General features: G+C 73.5%; 19 protein-coding genes. 6 read left to right on the top strand and 13 right to left on the bottom strand.

Translation table 11 applies throughout. From position 1 onward, the window contains the following. Positions 1–147: 147 nt before the first annotated feature. The gene (locus HT134_RS03630) at positions 148–672 is read right to left on the bottom strand and encodes a PadR family transcriptional regulator (RefSeq protein ID WP_175598793.1); all 525 of its coding nucleotides are present in this window, start codon (positions 670–672) and stop codon (positions 148–150) included. 91 nt (positions 673–763) lie between these two features. Here HT134_RS03630 and HT134_RS03625 point away from each other — a divergent pair, with 91 nt between their 5' ends. Next, positions 764–2,023 (top strand): serine hydrolase, encoded by a 1,260-nt coding sequence (locus tag HT134_RS03625; RefSeq protein ID WP_175598792.1) that lies wholly within the window; start codon positions 764–766, stop codon positions 2,021–2,023. A gap of 427 nt (positions 2,024–2,450) precedes the next feature. After that, complete coding sequence (locus HT134_RS03620; protein WP_175598791.1) at positions 2,451–2,855, top strand: hypothetical protein; 405 nt, start codon at positions 2,451–2,453, stop codon at positions 2,853–2,855. Between the two features lie 39 nt (positions 2,856–2,894). Here HT134_RS03620 and HT134_RS03615 read toward each other — a convergent pair whose 3' ends face one another. Then, a complete protein-coding gene (locus tag HT134_RS03615; protein WP_175598790.1) occupies positions 2,895–5,777 on the bottom strand; it encodes a poly(A) polymerase in 2,883 nt (960 codons plus the stop codon). Further along, a complete protein-coding gene (locus HT134_RS03610) occupies positions 5,777–7,513 on the bottom strand; it encodes an RNA ligase family protein (protein WP_175598789.1) in 1,737 nt (578 codons plus the stop codon). The genes HT134_RS03615 and HT134_RS03610 overlap by 1 nt, the downstream gene beginning before the upstream one ends. Positions 7,514–7,948: 435 nt before the next feature. Here HT134_RS03610 and HT134_RS03605 point away from each other — a divergent pair, with 435 nt between their 5' ends. Next, positions 7,949–8,713: an SDR family oxidoreductase gene (locus HT134_RS03605; RefSeq protein WP_175598788.1), complete on the top strand. Its 765-nt coding sequence runs from the start codon at positions 7,949–7,951 to the stop codon at positions 8,711–8,713. 75 nt (positions 8,714–8,788) lie between these two features. Here the strand turns inward: HT134_RS03605 and HT134_RS03600 are convergent, their stop codons facing one another. The 5 genes from HT134_RS03600 to HT134_RS03580 all read right to left on the bottom strand — a co-directional run bounded on the left by HT134_RS03600 (position 8,789) and on the right by HT134_RS03580 (position 12,981). Beyond that, positions 8,789–9,571 (bottom strand): class I SAM-dependent methyltransferase, encoded by a 783-nt coding sequence (locus tag HT134_RS03600; RefSeq protein ID WP_175598787.1) that lies wholly within the window; start codon positions 9,569–9,571, stop codon positions 8,789–8,791. 42 nt (positions 9,572–9,613) lie between these two features. After that, a complete protein-coding gene (locus HT134_RS03595) occupies positions 9,614–10,315 on the bottom strand; it encodes a 2-phosphosulfolactate phosphatase (RefSeq protein WP_175598786.1) in 702 nt (233 codons plus the stop codon). A gap of 7 nt (positions 10,316–10,322) precedes the next feature. Continuing rightward, on the bottom strand, positions 10,323–11,339 hold the full coding sequence (locus HT134_RS03590; protein ID WP_175600100.1) for a fatty acid desaturase family protein: 1,017 nt from the start codon (positions 11,337–11,339) through the stop codon (positions 10,323–10,325). A 164-nt stretch (positions 11,340–11,503) separates the two neighbouring features. Continuing rightward, positions 11,504–12,037: an AAA family ATPase gene (locus HT134_RS03585; RefSeq protein WP_175598785.1), complete on the bottom strand. Its 534-nt coding sequence runs from the start codon at positions 12,035–12,037 to the stop codon at positions 11,504–11,506. A gap of 68 nt (positions 12,038–12,105) precedes the next feature. Then, positions 12,106–12,981, bottom strand: a complete 876-nt coding sequence (locus HT134_RS03580; RefSeq protein WP_175598784.1) for a universal stress protein — start codon at positions 12,979–12,981, stop codon at positions 12,106–12,108. Between the two features lie 943 nt (positions 12,982–13,924). Between HT134_RS03580 and HT134_RS48005 the strand changes: the two genes are divergently transcribed. Continuing rightward, on the top strand, positions 13,925–14,314 hold the full coding sequence (locus tag HT134_RS48005) for a rhamnogalacturonan lyase family protein (RefSeq protein WP_376768068.1): 390 nt from the start codon (positions 13,925–13,927) through the stop codon (positions 14,312–14,314). Here the strand turns inward: HT134_RS48005 and HT134_RS03575 are convergent. The 5 genes from HT134_RS03575 to HT134_RS03555 all read right to left on the bottom strand — a co-directional run bounded on the left by HT134_RS03575 (position 14,230) and on the right by HT134_RS03555 (position 18,295). Further along, positions 14,230–14,535: a hypothetical protein gene (locus tag HT134_RS03575; protein WP_175598783.1), complete on the bottom strand. Its 306-nt coding sequence runs from the start codon at positions 14,533–14,535 to the stop codon at positions 14,230–14,232. The genes HT134_RS48005 and HT134_RS03575 overlap by 85 nt on opposite strands. 78 nt (positions 14,536–14,613) lie before the next feature. Beyond that, positions 14,614–15,483: a TIGR03619 family F420-dependent LLM class oxidoreductase gene (locus HT134_RS03570; protein ID WP_175598782.1), complete on the bottom strand. Its 870-nt coding sequence runs from the start codon at positions 15,481–15,483 to the stop codon at positions 14,614–14,616. Positions 15,484–15,597: 114 nt separating this feature from the next. Then, positions 15,598–15,846, bottom strand: coding sequence for an SCO4226 family nickel-binding protein (locus HT134_RS03565; RefSeq protein WP_175598781.1), 249 nt, complete (start codon positions 15,844–15,846; stop codon positions 15,598–15,600). Positions 15,847–15,955: 109 nt separating this feature from the next. Next, on the bottom strand, positions 15,956–16,738 hold the full coding sequence (locus HT134_RS03560; RefSeq protein WP_175598780.1) for a class II aldolase/adducin family protein: 783 nt from the start codon (positions 16,736–16,738) through the stop codon (positions 15,956–15,958). 147 nt (positions 16,739–16,885) lie between these two features. Then, positions 16,886–18,295, bottom strand: coding sequence for a pentapeptide repeat-containing protein (locus tag HT134_RS03555; RefSeq protein WP_175598779.1), 1,410 nt, complete (start codon positions 18,293–18,295; stop codon positions 16,886–16,888). Between the two features lie 105 nt (positions 18,296–18,400). Between HT134_RS03555 and HT134_RS03550 the strand changes: the two genes are divergently transcribed. Further along, complete coding sequence (locus HT134_RS03550) at positions 18,401–20,140, top strand: ExeM/NucH family extracellular endonuclease (RefSeq protein ID WP_281387364.1); 1,740 nt, start codon at positions 18,401–18,403, stop codon at positions 20,138–20,140. Positions 20,141–20,278: 138 nt separating this feature from the next. Continuing rightward, on the top strand, positions 20,279–20,659 hold the full coding sequence (gene trxA / locus HT134_RS03545) for a thioredoxin (RefSeq protein WP_175598777.1): 381 nt from the start codon (positions 20,279–20,281) through the stop codon (positions 20,657–20,659). Positions 20,660–20,692: the final 33 nt, after the last annotated feature.

Raw genomic sequence — 20,692 nt, 5'->3', positions numbered from 1 at the left:
GACGGGCTTGGACCTCGGCGCCGCGACCCGGGAGACGTGCGGCCCTGAGCTCGTCGCGAGCCGAGGCGATCCCGGACGTCTTCTCTGCCGAGGCGTAGCCGCCGCCGGTCGGTTCGTTCTGCCCTGAGCACGGCGGCGTGCGGGTCGTCAGTCGTCCAGCAGGCGCTGGACGTCCTCCAGGAGCTTCGCGTCGGCGGCCAGGTGCGCCTCGGCGTTGTCGAACAGGGCGTCGGCCAGCGGCGACAGCCCCGCCTTCGCCTCGCGCCCCGCGCGGAGCATCGCCCGCCGAGCATCCAGCGCCTGCCGTGAGGCTGCCACCAGGTCCCGCGCCTCGCCGGACTCCAGGAGCGCATGCCAGCGCAGTGCGAGCGCGAAGTCGGACCTGGTGGAGTGCGGCGGCGCGGCGAGCGCCTTGCGCAGCAGGTCGTGAAGCGCGCGCCGGCCCTCGGGCGTGATCGCGTAGACGCGTCGCAGCCGGTCGCCGGTGCGCTCCTCGGAACGGGTCTCCGCCAGTCCTTCGCTCTCCAGCTTGGCCAGAGCGTGGTAGACCGATCCCGGTTTCACGTCGGTCCATTGCTCCAGAGCTCCGGCCGTGACCAGCTGATTGATCTCATAGCCGTGCCGCGGCCCCTCATGGAGCAGTCCCAGGACGAGCAGCCGGGTCGAGGACACTCAACACCTCCACGCGATAGTCAAGCTTGACCATATCAGGCGCGCCATGTTCAGATAGTCAAACTAGATTATTCAAATTGGAGGTTGTTCGGTGTTCTCCCGCTTCTCGCGCCGGATGGACGCGCTCGTCAGCGCGTACGCGGAACTGGGCAGGTTCAGCGGCGCGGTGCTGGTGGCGCGCGGCGACCGGCGGCTGTTCGCCAAGGGGTACGGCCACGCCGACCACGAGCACGGTGTGCCCAACACGCCCGCGACGCCCTTCCGCATCGGGTCCCAGACCAAGACGTTCACCGCGATCGCGCTCCTGCAACTGCAGGAGCGGGGCCGGCTGCGCGTCACGGACCCGATCGCCCGCCACCTGCCCGGCTATCCGCACGGCACGCGGATCACCCTGCACCACCTGCTGTGCAACACCTCGGGCATCCCGGACTACGTCACGGCGGACGGCTTCACCGGCGTCATGGGGACACCGCGCACCCGGCGGCAGCTCATCGACGACTTCAAGGACCGGCCCCTGCTGTTCGAGCCGGGCACGCGGATGAGTTACAGCAACTCGGGATGGATCCTGCTGGGCGAGGTCGTCGAGCGGCTGTCCGGCTTGACCTACGGCGAATACCTGCGCCGCAACGTCTTCGCCCCCTTGGCCATGGAGAGCAGCGGCCTGACCGACGGCGCCGGGTCAGCCGTCGGCTACATGTCGGCCGACGGCCGTCTCGCCAGGACCCCGTACCTGGACAACTCCAACCAGGACGCCGCCGGAGCGCTTCACTCGACGGTCGAGGACCTGCGCCGCTGGAACCGGGGCCTGCCCCGGCTGCTGCGGCGCGAGTCGCTGGCGGAGCTGGTCAGGCCACACGTCGAAGCCGACGGCGGTGGGTACGGGTACGGCTGCGTGGTGAAAGGGGACCGGGTGGAGAGCGCGGGCGGCACGATCGGATTCGTCAGCGTCTCGGCTCACTACCGGCACGACGACCTCTTCGTCACCGTTCTGTCCAACTTCGAGAATGCCGCCTTCTCCGAGATCGAGTCCGCGCTGGCGGCGATCGCCCGCGGCGAGCCGTACGAGCTGCCGAGCCGGCGCGTCTTCGTCACTGTCACTCCCGACATCCTCGACCGGTACGTGGGCCGTTACACCATGCGGTACATGGGACGTACCTCCACGATGGACGTCACGCGGGAGGACGAGCGGCTCATGGTGGAGGTGAGCGGGCTGGTGAGGACGGAGCTGCGTCCGATGTCGCGGACCCGCTTCTTCGCGAGGATGAAGGGGGAGGTCGAGCTGGACTTCCTGGCAAACGGCGAGATCGCCCTCGATTGGGCGGGTCACGACGTCATCGCCCGGCCCGTATGAAGCAGCAGCAAGCACCTCCGTCCACTCGGACGTCCGGAGCGGGCCCTGCCTGGCTCACTCCTCGGACTTGAGGATCTCCCGCCGACCAGAGGCACCTGGCGCCCGGCCACCAGCAGCAACCGTCGTGCGATGAGGTCGTTCAGCCAGCCGCCGTGGGCCGGCCGCCACGGGTCGACCTCATCCAGCGGTGCCGTGCAGGTCACTGTGACAGTGAACATGATCGGGCCCTAGGGGAACACCCGCGACCGCCGCGACCGCATGTCCTGCTCCGGGGACAGGCCCTGCAAGGGCGCAGGACGGCTCGAAATGGTGAACACCATAGGACCTCAAGAGGCTCCCGTGGGGTGACCGCCGCGTGTGTATGGGCACGTGATGCGGCCTTTGTCATGGTCGACATCGGCCGTACGGCGATGAAGGGATGGCGATCATGTTCACTTCAGTCGGTTCCGGGCCGACGGCTGGTCTGGCGGCGGTGCTGGCCGCCGCCGCGCTGACGCTGACGGTCGGCGCTCCAGCCGCGACGGCGACGCCCCAAGTCCCCGCCGGCACCAGCGGCACAGCCGTCGTGCCGGTGAGGGAGGGGAACTTCTTCATCGCGCTCCCGAGGCAGGGCTTCAGGACGGGCACCGTCCAGTTCAGGATCAAGAACGTGGGCTGGCACCGGCACGCGCTCTCGATCGCCGGGCCCGGAGTCCACAGCACCTCCGCGCTCATCCCGCCCGGGGGAAGGGCATCGCTCACCGTGACCCTGAAGCACGGCCGCTACATGCTGTGGTGCCCGGTGGACCACCACCGCCAGCGCGGCATGTGGACGTGGATCTGGGCGAGGTAGCGCACCCGGGACGCCCGCCGTCCGAGGGGTGATGCCGCTCTACGGGCAGGTCAAGGTGGGCACGGCGCCGCCGTCGGCCCGTTCGACCGTGACGCCGGGCAGGTCCGCGGCCCACCGGCGGGTGATCTCGCCGAGCCGCCCGGCCCGCGGGGGAGTGCGGCCCAGGCCGATCGCGTAGCGCACCTGCCGTGGGCCGCTCTCGAACGGGCGCGGCCAGGCGTGGACGTCCGGAACCCCGTACTCCTCCAGAGCCGTGACCAGCTCCAGCATCCGTCCCCGGACGCGGCCGAGCGCCGCGTCGAGCCGCTCGGGGCGCTCGGGGCGCTCGGGGCGCACGGTCACCACCGCCCAGGCCGCGTGACGGCGGTGGAGGGGCGGCGGGGCGGGCAGCTCGGCGCAGCGGCCGTCGTCCGTCAGCTCCCAGGCCCGGTAGAGCTCCCGGCCGAGCAGGTCGAGGAAGCCGGGGGTGACCTGGCGGGCGCAGTTGCGTACGGGGGCGCTGGGCGTCAGCACCACCGCAGGGGCCGGTTCGGGAACGGCGGGGGTGACGTCGAGGGCGATCGGGTCCCGCCAGTTCCAGGCGGCCCACGTGCTGAAGAAGCGGCCCAGCAGGTCGTCGCAGGCGGGCAGGTCGCCGCTCTCGCGTACGGTGCGTGCGGCCATGACCGTCCAGGCCAGCCCGGGGAGTCCGCCGAACGGGGCGGAGTCCAGGCCGCGGGCCCGCGCCCACGCCTTCACCCGCCTGGCCAGGCCGGCGAAGCGGTCGTGGTCGTGGCCGGCGGCGGCGCGGACCGCGTCCGCGTCGCTGACCGCGCTCAGGGCGACCGCCGCCGCCGGGCCCAGTTCGGCGCGGCGGGTCACGGCCTGCCCGGGCGGGAGGGGGCCGGCGGGGACCACGGTCAGGTCCACGTCCAGATCGGCCGTACGGAACCGGAGGCCCGGCACCCGGGCGCCCACCACCCTGCGCAGCCGGGCCGCGTCGGGCAGCGCCGCGCGTACCCGGGCCTCGACGTCGTCCATGTCCGGTCCGCCGGGCAGCGCCGCCACCAGATCCAGGTCCGCGTCCGGGAGCTCGCAGCCCATGCGCCTGGATCCGACGACATGCACGGCCCCCGGCGCCAGCGCCTCCTCCAGCCGCCGCGCCACGCCCGCCGCCGGCCCCGCCCGGTCCGCCTGCCCCGCCGAGCCGGTCACCGGGTCGGGGGGCCAGTGGATCTCGCCCGTTCCCAGGGTGATCCGGGCCCGGGGACGCATGGGCTCGTCCGCGCGGCGCGACAGCATCACGAGCTCCCCGACCCGCGCCGTCATCCCGGGCAGGCGGATCGGGTCCTCGGTGCGGCCGAGCGTCAGGTGCGGGGTGAAGCCTTCGGGGCGTCCCACGCAGCGGGGGAAGCGCCGTTCGAGCGCCTGCCGCAGCCGCGCCCAGGGTGCCGGGTCGTCGGCGGCCGGGTCAAGCCAGGCCGTCACGTGGTCGCGATGCCGGAACGTCCGCACCCCTTCCAGCCTGGCGACGAACGGCTCGGCCTCGGCTGCCGCCGCGGCCAGCAACGGCGCCGCCGCCTCGAACGCGGACTCCGGTACGAAGCCGAAGAGCAGGTTCACGTGCGGCGGCCAGCGGTCGATCCGCGGGTCGTGCGCGCGGCGGACGGCCTGGATCGGCGGCCACAGCTCACCCGGCGGTATCCAGGCCACCGCCGTCCGCGCCGTCGGCGGCACGTCGAGCACACCGCCGGCCGCGTCACCGAACAGGTCGAGCACACCGCCGGCCACGTCACCGAACAGGTCGAGGACGGCCTCCACCCCGTAGTGGTCGGAGACGAACAGCCCCTCGGAGGTGGGCGTGTCGCCGAGCAGAGCCGCCGACACCACCCGGGGCCGGCCCCGGAGCAGCACCCGATCCAGGCGCGCGGCCCGGCCCGACCGTGATGAGATCGCCGCCAGCGGGTTGACGGCCGGGTCGAACGTGGGCGTCTGATCGGATCCGTACGCCTCCGTCCAGGCGTCGCGGAGCCCGAGCGCGGACCCGGGGGTGTCCGTGCCGTCGTTGAAGTCGCCCACCAGGACCAGATCACCGTCCACGCCCGCCAGCCCCTCGGCGATCCTCGCCAGCTCGGCGCGCCGCCTCCCCGCCCCGTCACTCGCATGGTCGCTGGTCAGGTGGGTGACGGCGACGACGAGCGGGCCGCCGGCGGTGTCCACGGCGACGGCGGCGAGCGACTTGTGCGGGCCGAGCCCGTGCCGGGCCGCCTCCTGGACGGGCAGCCGGCTCAGCAGCAGCAGGCCGTCGTCCTCGACGTCGGGGCCGTACGGGTCGGTGCCGAGGGTGTAGCCGTCGCGTACCCACGGGGCGGCCAGCAGCATCGACAGCAGCGCGGGCTCGACCTCCTGCAGGGCGATGACGTCCGCGTCGGCCTCCTCCAGGGCCGCGAGGAGGAGGGGGCGGCGCCGGGCGGTGTCGATGCGGTCGCTGTCGTAGCGGTCCCACAGCGTGTTCCACGTCAGCACGCGCACGGCCGCAGGCCCGGCGTGTGCGGGCCCGGGGTGCGCACGCCCGGCGTGTGCGCGGCTCGCGGAGGGCCCGGGGTGCGCGCGCCCCGCGGAGGGACGCCATCCGCCTGCCGCGTCCCAGACGTACGGGGTGCCGGCCGTGAAGAACGGGGGCCGCAGGCGGCGCGGGTCACGCGCCCGGCCCGCCTCGCAGGTGTCGACCCGGTCCAGGCCCGTGGCGCGGTCCCAGACCCGCTCGCCGTCCGCCTCGACGAACAGCACCCGGTGCCACGGGATGTCGCCGCCCGGATCGAAGGCGGGCAGCGGGACGCGCTTGGGTTCGGCGCCGCGCTGGCCGACCCCCAGGACGAAACGGGACGGATCACACCGCGGATCCCAGCGGACCCGGTGGTAGATCTCCTCGCTGGTACGCATCACGCCTCCCCCTCCAGGCTGCCGTCCTCGTCGCCGACGGTTCCGTCCGCCCCGATGTACCAGATGCGATGGGCCTGACCGGGATACGGCGGGACGAACCGGCGCGACTGCGCGGCCAGCACGTGCGCGGGCACCGGATGGGCACGGCGCGCGTTGCGCCGACGCAGCTCGTCCTCCTCCACCAGCGTGACCGCGTACGTCGTCAGCGCGTCGCGGCGGCGCGCCACGGCGTGGACCAGGGAGCGCCGGCGCTGGTCGAGCGAGGTGGCGTCCCAGACCACGGCGCCGCCGGCCGCCAGGGCGGCGTCGAGCCGGTCCAGCGCCTCGCCGAGCACCTCACGGTTGGCCCGCTGGTCGGCCCGCGAGCCCCGCGCCTGGCGCAGGTCGTCCAGCGACAGGTACGCGTCGATCCCCGCCAGGCCGGCCCCGAACGTGCTCTTCCCGCCGCCCGACGGCCCGACGAGGTGCACCAGCCGGGGGAACCGCCCGGACCGCCACCGCCATGTCGCCGCCACGGCCTCCTCGGCCGTGGCGACCCGCCCCCTCGCCCAGGCGTCGCGCGCCTCCGCCCAGCACCGGTCGGCCGCCTCCGCCCCGAGCCCGGCCAGCGCCTCGCGCAGGCCGTCCCGCAGCGGCTCCAGCGGCGCCGGCCCGAGCAGGCCGGCCTCCTCGGCGTGCAGGGCCGACCATTCGACCTGCTCACGTCCCTGGCTCGCCTCGTCGTCCGCGCGCCCGGCGAGCACGGCGGCCGCCACGGCGTGCAGCACGCCCAGGTCGGCGGCCGGCGCCATGCGCGCGAGCCCGGCACGCCGTTCCTCGTCCGGGTACGGCCGGCGCAGCGCGCCGTGCAGCCCGACGAGGTCCGCGATCCGCCGCGCCGCCCGCATGCCCAGCGGCCCCGCCAGCCGGGCCGCGACCCGGGCCCGCGGCATGGAGTGCAGCGCCGCGGCCAGCACGCCCCACAGGCGGGCGTCCCCGTCCCGGCCGATCGCGTCCAACCGGGCGGACACCTCCGCCACCGCCTCCACCCGTGCCTCCATGGCCAGGGGGAAGCCCACCGCCGCCAGCAGGGCACCCACGTCGGGGTCCGCGCCCGAGCGCACCGACCACAGCGCCGCTCCCGGGCCGAGCGCGTTGGGCACGACGGCGGAGTGCATCCAGTGCGTGCCGGTCCGTACGTGCTGTCGGCGCACCCACTTGGCCACCCGCCCCGCGAACTCCTCCCGCCCGAACCCCTCGGCGGTCCGCACCACGTAGCCCTCGTGCCGCTCCACGTCCAGCCGCAGGGCCCGCAACGCCCGCTCGTCGAACACGCCGCGCCACAGCACCGGCGGGACCGGAACGCCGAGCCCGCGCAGGAACGCGACGGTGCGGTCCCAGTCCAGGCACCGATCGCCGTCCCAGACCGAGAACCCGTAGAACCAGCTCTCCAGCTCCCGGTACGCGAGGGAGTGCCGGGCGTACACGTTCTCCCCGCACACCCGCCACCCGGCGGGTATCCGCCGGCCGATCCGTCCCTGCAGGCCCTTGACCCATGCCCGGGAGGGATGGTGCGCCGAGTCGGGCGACCGGGCGTGCATCCCGTCCGCGTACAGGGTGGTGTTCTCCCCGTCGAGCTTCTCGGTGACCACGACCTCGCGCCCGCGCAGCCCGGACAGATCTCCCGCGCGGACGTCGTCGGGGGTCGCTCCGGGGGACCAGGGCAGGTGCGGGGTTCGCGGATAGTGCACGCGCATGATCCCTCCCCTTGGCCGGAGTCACTGTACAAGCGGCGCATCGGCGCCTCCATCCAATAAACGGGGCGGCACGTACCTGCTCACGGCGCTGCTCCGCGGGCCGCGGCGGCTGGTGTACCTGAGCAGCGGCTCGCATGTCGACGGGCGTCCCTCGCTCTGGGTGCCGACGAGGATGGGCGGACCGGACGCGCCGGACGATCTGGAGCTCGGCCACCGTACGCAGGAGTGGCTCGCGTCGAGTGCCGACCCCCAGGCCCTGACCAGTGGCGGGCACAGGTACCACGGCCGGCGGCAGCAGCCGCACCCCGCGGTCCTCTGGCGTCCTCGACGGGTGGTGCACATCACAGGACCGTGCTGTCACAGGGGGCGGCCCGCCGGCATCTGGTGTTCGTCAGAACGCCACGAGACAGACCCTCTCGGAACAGGAGTTTGGTCATGAACGAACCCACCACCCAGAAGGTGGCGATGATCACCGGAGCGAACAAGGGGATCGGCCGCGCGACCGCCGAGCAACTCGCCGGGCTGGGCATGACGGTCCTGATCGGGGCCAGAGACCTGCGGCGCGGGCAGGAAGCCGCTGCGGCGCTGCGCGCGGCGGGCGGCGACGCCCACGCGGTGACCCTGGACGTGACCGACCCGGCCACCGTCCAGGAGGCCGCGAAGTGGATCGAGGAGCGCTTCGGTCACCTCGACGTGCTGGTCAACAACGCCGGCGTCACCGGCTCCGGACAGGTCTCGCCGCAGGATGCCCACGACCAGGTCCCGAGCTCGGTCGACCTGGACATGGTGCGGGCGGTGTTCGAGACCAACGTCTTCGGAGTGATCTCGGTGATCAACACCATGCTGCCGCTGCTGCGGCGGTCGCCGGCGCCGCGCATCGTCAACGTCAGCAGCCACGCCGGATCGCTGGCTCTCACCAGTGACCCGAACGGTCCGTTCACAGCGCTGCTGCCCTCGGCCGCGTACACGCCCTCCAAGACCGCGCTGAACGCGCTGACCGTGCAGTACGCCAACGAGCTGCGCAAAGACGGGATCCTCGTCAACGCCGCCGCTCCCGGCTACGTCGACACCGACAGCAACAACCACACCGGCCACCTCACGCCCGCGCAGGGCGCCGCGGTCGTGGTGCGCCTGGCCACCCTCGGCGCGGACGGCCCGACCGCCGGGTTCTTCAGCGAGGACGGCCCGCTGCCCTGGTAGCGGCCGGACGAAGAGACCCGGGCTCGACTGCGCGAGAGTGACCGGCGGGGGCGCGGCCGGTGCCAGGAAGAGGGCTCAGCGCTCCGTCCGTCTGGCGATCAGTACCTCGGTGACCAGGTCCTGCTCCCACCGCCCCGCCGGATCGGCGGCGAGCAGCGCCGCCCGGAACGCCGCGACGAACGCGCCCAGCCGATCACCGAGCGCGGCGGGTGAGCTGTAGGAGTAGGAGAGCTGGAGCCCGACCAGCCCGTCCACGTCCCAGACCAGCCGCCGCCTGAACGTCCGCGACTCCAGGCGGCGGAACGGCGAGGCGGCCAGCACGGCGCGGTGGGGCTGCCCGGTGGCGTGGAAGCAGGTGGCCGCCGCGTCCATGTCGAGGCCGAAGTCGGCGCAGACCCGCCGCTCGACCGCCTGCCACGGCTGGGCGTCCGGCTGCCACGGCTCACCCGGCTGCGCGGCCGGGCCGAGCAGCGCCACCGCGCCGCCGGGCGGCAGCAGCTCGTCCAGTTCCGCCAGCACCGCCCCGCGGTCCATCCAGTGGAACGACCGTCCCATCACCACGTGGTCGAACGGCGGCAGCGCGCGCAGCGTGGCCGAGTCGCCGCGCAGCCACGTGATGGCGGGGACGCCTTCCGCCAGGCGCCGGCCTTCCGCCAGCATCTCCTCCGCCGGGTCCACGGCGAGCACCGCCCTCACCCGGTTCGCGAGCGGGATCGCGATCGTCCCGGGACCGCAGCCGAGGTCCAGCACCCGGCTGTCCGCGCCGAACGCCTCGGCCAGGTGGTCGATCGCCGCGTCCCCGTACGCGGGACGATACCGGGCGTAATAGGGCGCGGCGCCACCGAACAAGTCCTCCACGCACGGGCACCCTAGACCGAGCCCGTGCCCCCCGACCAGTGATCAGATCGAAGCCTCGGCGGTCGGCGACGGCACGGCGCACAGGCGGAGCACCATGAGCGAGTCCTCCAGGGCCGCCACCATGGCGAAGGGGAACCGGTCGAGTTCAAGACAGAGTGCGACGTCATCGGGATGGGCTCCTTGGCGCACGCCCTCCGCCAACTCGGCGGCGGCGCGCGACGCGCCGGCGCGGCGGAGGAACCCGGCCGCATCCGCCCCGTCCCCGGCGGCCCTGCGGGCGATGTACTGAGCGCACGCCAGGTCTTCGTCGGCGCGCCCCTCGTCGCCGGTGACCACGAACGTGACACTGCCGCACTCGCGTGCCCGCAGGAGCCGGGCCGTCGCCTCCGCCACCACGAAACCGGCGCACAGGACCAGCGACGCCTCCTTGACGGCGAGCGCGCCGACCGTCCCCGCCGTGGTCTTCTGCACGACCGTCCGCCCGCCGAGGTCGACAGAGCGCAGCAGGGCCGGCGAGTTGACGGCGTCGAACCCGGCCGCGGGCGGACCGTCCTTGAGCGCCACCCAGTCCGGGTGGCGGGCCTTCAGCGCCAGGGCTTCGTCCAGCGACTCAGCGAGGACGATCCGCTCCGCCCCTTGGGCGAAGGCCCACGCGGCCACGGTGAAGGCGCGCATGACGTCGACCACGACCGCCGCCGGCGGAGTCTCGACCAGCTCGGCGATGCCAAGGAAACGCGTGTCCATCCGGACATCATCGCGGGTCGCGCAGCGGCCGGCCCGCGTCGTGCAGGTGGCGCAGGGCCTGCCCCCATGACGCGAGCAGCCCGCACTCGGTGTACTCGACGCCCAGCGAGCGGCAGTAGTCGCGCACGATGGGCTGCGCCCTGCGCAGGTTCGCGCTGGGCATGCCGGGGAACAGGTGGTGCTCGATCTGGTAGTTCAGGCCGCCGAGGGCCACGTCCATGAGGCGCCCGCCGCTGACGTTCCGGGAGGTCAGCACCTGGCGGCGGAGGAAGTCCAGCTCGTCCTCCGCCGTCAGCACCGGCATGCCCTTGTGGTTGGGAGCGAACGTGCAGCCCAGGTAGACGCCGTAGCACGCCTGGTGAACGGCGAGGAAGGCCAGCGCCTTGCCGGGCGGCAGCACCACGAACAGCGCTCCCGCGTACAGCAGCACGTGCGCGACGAGCAGCAGCCCCTCGGCCGGGCGGTTCCTCAGCCCGGGGCGGCGCAGCGCGCGGAAGCTCGACACCTTGAGGTTGACGCCCTCCAGCGTGAGCAGCGGGAAGAACAGCCACGCCTGCCAGCGCCCGACCAGCCGCGGCAGCCCGCGCGCGGCCTCGGCCTGCTTGCGCGACCAGATGAGGATGTCCGGCGCGACGTCGGGATCGCGGTCCTCGTGGTTGGGGTTGGCGTGGTGGCGGGTGTGCTTGTCCATCCACCAGCCGTAGCTCAGGCCGACGGCCAGGTTGCCGACCAGCAGCCCCGCGATCCTGTCGGTACGGCGCGAGCGGGAGATCTGGCCGTGCGCGAGGTCGTGGGCCAGCAGCGTCACCTGGGCGAAGGCCACGGCCAGCAGCACCGCCACCGGCATCTGCCACCAGGAGTCGCCCACCACGGCGAACGCCGCCCAGGTCCCCGCGAACAGGGTCGCGACCAGTCCGATCCGGACCGCGTAGGAGCCGGGCCGCCGCTCCAGCAGTCCCGCCTCCGCGATGCGGCGCGACAGCTTCGCGAAGTCGCTGCCCCGCTGCGGGCGGGACGCCTCCACCACAGTCACATCTGTCTCCGATGCTGACGAAGTCGGTCATACGTGATCGCTTGTCAGCATCGCCGTCGCCGGTGGGGGAGCGGACCCCCGCTGGCACCCGTTCCTCAGGTGGTGACAGCCCTACCATCGCCGCGGACACGGCGAGCCTGAGGCGCCGCCTCGCCTCAGACCGGGGGCGGGCCGATCGGCAGGCCGGCATCACGCAGGACGCGCCGCACGGTCTCCTCCAGCGAGGAGTCCTCACCGACGACGATGTCGTGCCCGTCCAGCGCGTCCCGCTCGACGTACCACCGGCGCATCTGCTCGGCGCTGAACAGGTCGCGCTGGGGGCGCGTGTCGTGCCGGCGCAGGGTCTCCTCCAGGGAGATGTCGAAGTAGTAGAACCTCGTCGTCCCCAGGTGGTCGCGGCGGAGCGCGTTCAGCATGGCGCCGTACCGGCTCGCCGCGAGGATCCCCTCGAGGACCACGTGGTGGCCGGCGTCCAGCGCGTGGCGGCACATCACGTCGATCAGCCCGATGTTCACCCCGCCCGCTCTGTCCGGCTCGCGCAGGATGTCGCGCCGCACCACGTCCTGGCTGATGAGCGCCATCCCGCGTCGGCCGTACGCGTCACGCACCGCGTGCGCGACGCTGGTCTTGCCGGACCCGGAGTTGCCGCGGATGACGATGAGGACCGTGCCGGGGGAGCCGGTTCGCATCTGCGCAGGTTACCGGGCCGCCCCCGGCGGATGTGGCCTCTTCGCGCCGGTGCCGCCCGGCTGGGCGGTCAGCCGCGGACCACGATGACCGGCGCCCGCGCGTGGTGCAGGACCGCGTGGGCCGTGCCGCCGAGGCCGAGCAGCGCCCCCGTCGCCCCGTGCGCGGCCCCCACGATCACGACGTCGCACTCCGCCGAGGCGGCGGCCAGCGCCTTGCCCGGATGCCCGCGCACCACCTGCGCGCTGAGCTCCACGTCCGGGAACCTCTCGGCCGTCCGGATGAGGAACGCCGTCAGCCGCTGCGCCTCGTCCCGTCCCGTCGCCTCGGTGTCGAAGACCACCGGCTCCACGGTCCAGGGCTCGACCGTGCCGGGGTGCGTCCAGGCGTGGACGGCGCGCAGGACGGATCCCCGCAGCACCGCCTCCCGGAACGCGTAGTCCACCACGGCGTCCTCGCCCGCCAGCCCCGACACGCCCACGACGACGACTCCGTGCCGAGCGGCGGGCTCGCCGTCCGGCGTCTCCCGGACGACCGCCACGGGACGCGGCGCGCGGGTGGCCACGTGCCTGCTCACGGAGCCGAGCAGCAGCTCGGTGAACCCGCCGCGGCCCCTGCTGCCCACCACCACCAGTTGCGCGGTTTCGGCGGCGTGGACGAGCGCGTCCCCCGGCCGGTCCCCGACCACGTCCGTGGCGACCTCCAGCCGCGGCCTGCGCGCCCGGATCTCGGCCACCACCTGCGTGAGCTGCTCGCGCGCGGCCTTGTTCGCCTCGATCTCCCAGCCGGAGGGCTCGGGGACCAGCAGGACGTCGGGTGACCAGCGCGGCATGGCGTGCAGGACGCGCAGCGGCGCGTCACGGACGGCCGCCTCCTGCTCCGCCCAGGTCAGGGCCTGCCGCGAGGATTGCGATCCGTCGAATCCGACGACGATCGGCTCTGTCATGGTCGTCACCTCACCCGCTCCCGCGACCCCCCGTCGCGCCGGAGCCCTGTCATGGGTATCGCCGTTTCGCCCCCTTCGAACCCCCAAGGCATGGCCCTCACTCCGCTCGGACTCCCTGGGCTGGGCTCGCGCCCCGCACCCCCGGCCGGAGCCTCCCGGCCCCGGACCCCGGGCCCTGCCGAGACACACCGGGCGGCCTGCCGAGCTTCACTTGGGGCGAAGGCTCCCGGGTGGGCGGCCCGAGGGGAGCGGAGGTCCACGAGCACGCAGACCCAAGAGCGGGAAGACCCAAGAGCGGGAAGACCCAGAAGGGCAAGATCGAAGAGGAGTTGACCCACCGAGAAGAGGAGTTGACCCGCTGATGAGACCCGGCTTCGGTGAGCGTCACCCGACCTGGCCCACCTCCTGGAGGTCGATGCTCCGGTGGAGAGCCATGAGATCGCGTGGTTGGGCGGCTGCCGCTCCGCGCCGGCGCCCACGTCTCCCACCGTCACCTCGAAGCTGCAGCGTGACGGATCCGGCCCGGACCGTACCCGTCCCCAGAGCTGGACGCCCTGCTCGGCGAGGATGGCCGCCCCGGCCTGCTCGACGGCCGCCCTGGGGGCCGGCAGGTGGACGTGGAAGATCGGCGTCTGCGGCGGATCGGGATGGACCCGCGCGGCGCCGTCGGCGTTGACGGCGGCGGCGATGGCGATCGCGTGGTCCCGGAAGGCGGCCATGCGGGGCGGCAGCGTGTCGAGACCGGCCATGGCGGCCAAGGCGAGCGGCCAGGCGTCCGCGATGCCGCCGCCGAGCCGCTGCCGCCACACCACGGCGGCGCGCACCGTGTCGGCGTCCGCGGCGAGCACGGCGCCGCGGACGCCCTGCAGGCTCTTGTTGCGACGTTCATTGCCCCGGCGCCCCGCCCGGCGAGGGTTCTGCCTGGTGGGACGCTGCCTCCGCGATGCGGCAGATCCTCGCTGCCGCCGTCCTCGTCCTCGCCGTGGCTCTCACCGGCACCGCAGCCGCCGCCAGGCAGATGGAGGACCTCGACGTGGACCGGTTCCTGGCCGGTACCGCGTACCTGGACGGGACGCGGCCGTCGCTGATCATGGCGCGCGCCTCCTGCACGCGCTCCGTCATCGTGGCCTGGGACTTCCGCGCCGGCGCGCTCACCAAGCGGTGGGCGTTCGACTCGAACCCCCGGCTTCTTCATCGGCGACGGCATGCCGGCCCCGCCCCGGCCGGACATCTACGTCCGCTGGCCCCTCAGACGGCGCACGGGCACCGCCGGGCGAAGATGAGCCCGCGCCGGCGGTCGATGTGCTGCACCGCGCCGTGGCCCAGGCAGTAGCGGCAGGTGAAGGCGGCGGCGACCATCGGGTCGAGCCATCGCGGGTCCTCCCACACCGGCGGAGTCTCCGCGAGCTCGGGCGCCTCCAGCTCGGGCTCCTCATCGTCGTCGTCGCCGCCCACCCAGCCGAGCCCCCGGCAGGCGACGCAGAGCAGGAATATCCGGCCGAGCCGCTGCACCCTGCGGCCCGAACACTTGTAGCACAGGTCCCGTCCCGTCATCGCGGCCTCCCGGCCCGGTCCTCGTCCGTCTCGCCCATGCCGGAACCGTAACCGGGCGAGCGCGGTCGGTGGGGGCGTTCAGGAGGATCCGTCGCCCGAGAGGCCGAACCGGCGGGCGAAGTCGGACATCTCCTCGCGCTGCTCGTCCAGGTCGATGGAGGCCGGCGAGACGACGAGGCGGGTCACGCCGGCCGCCGCCAGCTCCTCGGCCCGCTCGTGCGTCATGTCGATCGCCCCCCACCGGGTGTATTCGAGCGCGTCCGGGTCGCGGCCCGCCTCGGCGGCGGAGGAGCGGACGAGCTCCCACTGGGCGGCGCGCTCGGCCGCGTCCAGTCGGCCGCCGGGGAAGTAGCCCTCGCCGCGCCGCCCGGCCCGGCGCGCCGCCGCGTCGCTCGACCCGCCGACGTGGATCGGCAGGCCCGCGTCACCGAGCGGCTTGGGGAAGCTGCACAGGTCCTCGAAGGCGAAGAACTCGCCGCTGTACGAGACGCCTTCCTCGCCGCCCGCCCACAGCAGCCGCAGCACGTCGATGGCCTCGTCGGCGCGCCGCCCGCGGGTGGCGAAGTCGACGCCCATGGCCCGGGCCTCGCCCGGCAGCGCGCCGACGCCCACGGTCAGCAGCCGCATCCTGCCCCCGGACAGCAGGTCGACGGTGGCCAGGCGCTTGGCCAGGGTGACGGGATGGTGGTACGGCAGCAGCAGCACGGCGGTCCCGAGCAGGAGCCGCCGGGTGGCCGCGGCGACGAACGTCAGCGTGTCGAGCGGGTCGGCGTACGGCAGCGACGTCGGGATCTCCCAGGGCCCGAGCTTGGCGCCGCGGTACAGCACGACGTGCTCCGGGACGTACAGCGCCTCGAAACCGCACGCCTCGGCGTGCCGGGCGAACGCCGCGATCGCGTCCGGGTCCACCCCGCAGTGAGGGGTGCTGTAGCTGATGGCGAACTTCATGGGGCATTCCTCTGGGGCCGGCCGTTGACGACGGCGACAGGGTAGAACGTTGTCACCGGCGTCAAGGCAAACGCGCTCCAGAGGAAGGCCGCGATGCGGGGGGCGGGGGCCGGGTCAGACGTCGAGCGGCACGGCGTGGATCTCGTCGGCCGGGTGGCCGGCCCGCTCGTGGATGCGCTGCACCGCCTCGGCGCTGGGCGCCTCCGACAGGCAGTAGACGACGCCCGTGTCGGGGTCGGCCCAGGCGTGCTCGAAGGTCACCTTCTCCTCACCCTGGATCGCGAGATCGGCGTCGTGCGCCTGCTGCAGCTGGTCCGCGGTGATGCCGACCATGCCGTGATGGACGTCGATGAACTTGCTCATGGGTCCTCCTCGGGCCATCTCCACCCAGCGTAAGTGGGATAAAAGCCCCTAAACACCCAATCCACCCCAAAGTGCTCACAGTGAACGGCCTGCCGGCGCGGCCCGCGCGTCAGTCGAACAGGTCCGGGTCGGAGCGGACGATCTGGTCGTACAGCGGCTGGAAGTTGATCCAGCCGACCAGGTCGTTGCCGACCTGCCCGTGGGTGAGCTTGGCCTGCTCGTGCTCGATGGGCACCGTCGGGCCCGCGGCCTTGGCCAGCAGTTGCGCCTGGCACGAGCGCTCCATCGTGATGAACCACCAGGCGGCGGCGTCCACGGAGTCGCCCACGGTCAGCAGGCCGTGGTTGCGCAGGATGACGGCCTTGTGCGAGCCGAGCGCCCGGGCGATGCGCCTGCCCTCCTCGACGTCCACCACCACGCCGGTGTAGTCGTCGAACAGGCCGTGGTCCTCGTAGAAGGCGCAGGCGTCCTGGGTGAGCGGCTCCAGCATGACGCCGAGCGAGGACAGCGCCTTGCCGTGGACCGAGTGGGAGTGGGCGGCCGCCACCACCTCGGGCCGGGCCTGGTGCACCATCGAGTGGATCGCGAAGGCGGCCTGGTTGACGTGGTACGAGCCGTGGACCACCTGGCCCTCGTGGTTGACCAGGATGAGGTCGCTCACCCGGATGTGCTTGAAGCTCATGCCGAACGGGTTGACCCAGAAGTGGTCCGGGTGCTCGGGGTCGCGGGCGGTGATGTGCCCGGCCACCCCCTCCTCGAAGCCGAACCGGCCGAACAGGCGCAGCGCGGCGACCAGCCGTTCCTGGCGGTGGCGGCGCTCGTCCGCCACGTCCTCGAACGTCTGCGGCAACCGGAACGTCAGCCGGTCGGTGGGGATCGGCTCCAGGTTCATCGTGCCTCCAGCTCTGCAGGGACGCGTCCCGTCCCCGGGACGCGGGACCCGTCAAGGGTGCCGCCCGCGCCCGCCGGGAGCAAGCCTCCGGGCGGGCGCGGGGCGGGTGGGCGGATCTGTGGGTGGGCGGATCAGTGGGTGGGCGGATCAGTGATGGACGGCCGGGGGCTGGTGCGGGGCGCCGTGGGCGGCGTGCTGGGCCGTGGACAGCAGCATGGCGCCCGCGGCGATGGCCGTCATCAGGACGAGCCAGCCGGCCGCCCGCCCCAGGCGGACCCCGGCCGTGACCAGCGGCCAGGAGCCGGCGCCCCACCAGCGGTGTCCCGCCAGGCGGCGCATCTCCGTGGCGGCGAAGGCGAAGTCGAGGGACAGGCCGCGGTCGTCGACGCGCCGGCCGAGCTCGGCGTACAGGGTGGCGAGCCAGCCGGCCCGCAGGTCGGGGGCGTCGCGCGGCTCACCGGGCACGAGCGAAGGCCCGGACTCCTCCAGGCCGGGACCGCCGCGTAAGGCCCGTTCGTCGGCCAGGACGCTGCGCCGCGAGAACCAGCGCAGCATCGGCCGGCGCATGCTCACCCGCACGCCGCGCCCGGTCAGCGCGAACCGGCAGTCCTTCAGCCGCACCCCCGCCGGGTGCGCCAGCCCGGCGAAGCGGCAGGCCGACAGGTCCAGCCCGTACAGCGCGAGGCTGCGGGCGTCCACGTGCCGCAGCGAGGTGAGCGCCGCGCCGCCGCGCCCGGTCACCGTCGCCGGGCCGCGCAGCACCGCGCCCTCCAGGTCGGCGTGGGAGCCGGTCAGCCGCAGCGTGGTCGCCCCGGCGACGTCCACGCGCCGCAGGTCCACCCCGCAGCCGGTGACCGACACGTCGAGCGAGGCGTCGGAGCGGGCGCGCGCGGCCGACAGGCGGCCGGTGGCCGACAGGTAGGCGTTGGCGGCGAAGTGCGCGGCGTCGAACCCGGCGGCGCCGACGACCTTGCGGAACGACAGCGTCCGCCCGAACCGGGCGCCCCGGAACGTCGCGCCGTCGCCGAGCCGCGCCCCGTCGAAGGTGGCGTACCCGTCGAACCTGGCCCGCTCGCACGACAGGCCGCGCCCGAACGACGCCTGGCTGAACAGCGCGTCGCGCGCCATGACGGCCCGGTCCAGCGAGGCGTGGCCGCGCACGGTCACGCCGTGCATCGACAGCTCCCGGGAGAAGCGGGCGTCGGCGAGGGAGAGGTTGCCCTCGAAGCGGGCGCCGAAGAACGACGCGAGGCGCTCGAACACGGCGCCGTCCAGCGACACGTCCCCGGCGAAGGTGACGCCCGACAGGCGCACGTCACCGGTGAACCGCACCCGGTCGAGGCGGGCCCGGCCCGGCCGGGCGCCGGTGGCCTCGATCAGCCGGGAGAGCAGGTCGCCGCCGACCACCGTCCCCCGCAGGTCGAGCAGGCGGCCGGGGGCCAGCTCGCCGATCGCGGCGGCGAGCTGGTCGGGGGGCAGATGCGCCAGGCAGAGGTTGTACGGCCGGCGTGCGATGCCCGTGCAGGCAGCAGAGTGCGCGCAGGTGACCCAGTCCATGGAGTCGTCATACCCCGGCCGCCCACGTGTCAAGATTTACTAATTTCATCCTCTCTCCACATTTATGTCGAAATATGCAAGCGCTGTCCCTCTAAAGTGCGGGTCATGCGCGTTTTACCCCGGGCCACTCTCGCCGCCCTCGGCGCGGCCGTCCTGTCCGCCGTCCTGGCCGTCCCCGCCGTGGCGGCGTCCCCCGCGCCCGCCACGCCGGACGCCGCCGCCGCGCCGCAAGCCGCGGCCACGTCCTGCGACACCCCCGCCACCCACCGGATCTCCCAGGTCCAGGGCAGCGGCGACGCCACCCCGCTCGCCGGGCGGACCGTCCGCGTCGAAGGCGTCGTCACGGGCGACTTCCAGCGCTCCGACCAGCTCAGCGGCTTCTTCCTGCAGGACCCGGAGCCCGACTCCGACCCTGCCACCTCCGAAGGACTGTTCGCCTTCGCCCGCGACACGCTCAAGGACGTCAAGCCCGGCGACCGGGTGCTCGTCACCGGCAAGGCCGTCGAGTACAACGGCTGGACCGAGCTGTCCCCGGTGACCGCCGTGGACGTCTGCGGCACCGGGACCGTGCCCGCCCGGCCGTACACGCTGCCCGGCGACGGGCTGGAGCCCGTCGAGAACATGTTGCTCACGTTCCCGCAGCCGCTCACCGTCACCGACCACTACAACCTCGGCCGCTTCGGCGAGGTCACCGTCTCGGCCGACGGCCGGCTCTTCCAGCCCACCGACCGCCCCGGCGTGGACGCCGGCCAGCAGCGCGCCCGCACGCTGCTCATCGACGACGGCTCCACCCGGCAGAACCCCGCCACCCTGCCGCCCGTCGTGCGCACCGGCCAGGTGGCCATGGGCCTCACGGGCGTCCTCAGCTACGGCTTCGACACCTACCGGCTCCAGCCCACCAAGCCCGTCACCTACCTCGACGCCAACCCCCGGCTGCCCAAGCCGTTCCCGGTGGTCGGCAACGTCAGGGTCGCCTCGTTCAACACCCTCAACTGGTTCACCACCGTCGGCTCACGCGGCGCGAGCAACGCGGAGGAGCAGCGGCGCCAGCTCGCCAAGCTGGTGGCGGCGCTCAAGGGCATCGACGCCGACGCCGTCGCCCTCATGGAGGTCGAGAACAACGGCCAGACCGCCCTCCAGACGCTCGTGGACGCCGTCAACGCCGAGGTCGGCGCCGGCACGTACGCGGCGCTGACCCACCCCTACCCGGGCACCGACGCCATCCGGGTCGGCCTCATCTACAAGCCCGCCAGGCTGGAGCCCGTCGGCGAGCCGCAGGCCTCGCAGGACCCGGTGTTCAGCCGGCCGCCGCTCATCCAGACGTTCCGCCGCCCCGGCGGCGGCCAGCCGTTCACCATGGTCGTCAACCACCTCAAGTCCAAGGGCAGCTGCCCCGCCGGCGGGCCCGACGCCGACCAGGGCGACGGGCAGGGCTGCTGGAACGCCACCCGCGTCAAGCAGGCGCAGGCCCTGCTCGGGCTGGTCGAGGACCTGCCCAACCCGCTCGTCCTCGGCGACCTCAACGCCTACGGCGAGGAGGACCCGATCGACACGCTGGAGGTGGGCGGCCTGACCAGCCTCACCAAGCGGTTCGTGCCGGCGCCGCTGCGCTACAGCTACCTGTTCGACGGCATGTCCGGCGAGCTCGACCACGCCCTCGCCGGCCGGCAGCTCCTCAAGCGGGTCACCAGCACCACGATCTGGCACATCAACGCCGACGAGCCGCGCATCCTCGACTACAACACCGAGTTCAACCCGCCGGACCTCTACCGGCCGGACGCCTACCGCTCCTCCGACCACGACCCCGTCGTGATCGGCCTCACCCTGCCCGGCGGCAAGGGGTAGAAAAGGGGGAGGCGTACGACGGACGCGGGCCCCGCCACCTGAGACGTGGCGGGGCCCGCGCGCGTGCGGCTGGAATGACGGAGGACGGGTAGGAGTTCCTATCCGTTGGCAGTTTCAACGACGAGCGAGGAGCCACTTGTGGCGACCATCGAGGTAACCGAGACCAACTTCAACGACATCGCCGACAAGGGGATCGTCCTGCTCGACTTCTGGGCTGAGTGGTGCGGTCCGTGCCGGATGTTCGGCCCGATCTTCGAGAAGGCGTCGAACAAGCACGACGACATCACCTTCGGCAAGATCGACACGGACGCCCAGCAGGCGCTCGCGCAGGGCTTCGAGATCTCCTCGATCCCCACGCTGATGGCGATCCGCGACGGCATCGTCGTCTACGCCCAGCCCGGCGCCATTCCCGAGCCCGCCCTCGAGGACCTCATCAGGCAGGTGCGCGCGCTCGACATGGACGCCATCCGCACCGAGCTGAGCGAGGAGCTCAAGCAGGCCGAGCAGGGCAACAACTGACCCGCCAAGCCCCGCCCGTGGTGGCGGGGCTTT

The organism is Nonomuraea rhodomycinica, from assembly GCF_013363995.1.
Classification (GTDB): domain Bacteria; phylum Actinomycetota; class Actinomycetes; order Streptosporangiales; family Streptosporangiaceae; genus Nonomuraea; species Nonomuraea rhodomycinica.
The sequence above is the reverse complement of the archived record's forward strand: the minus strand, read 5'-3'. Positions and strand labels throughout refer to the sequence as shown.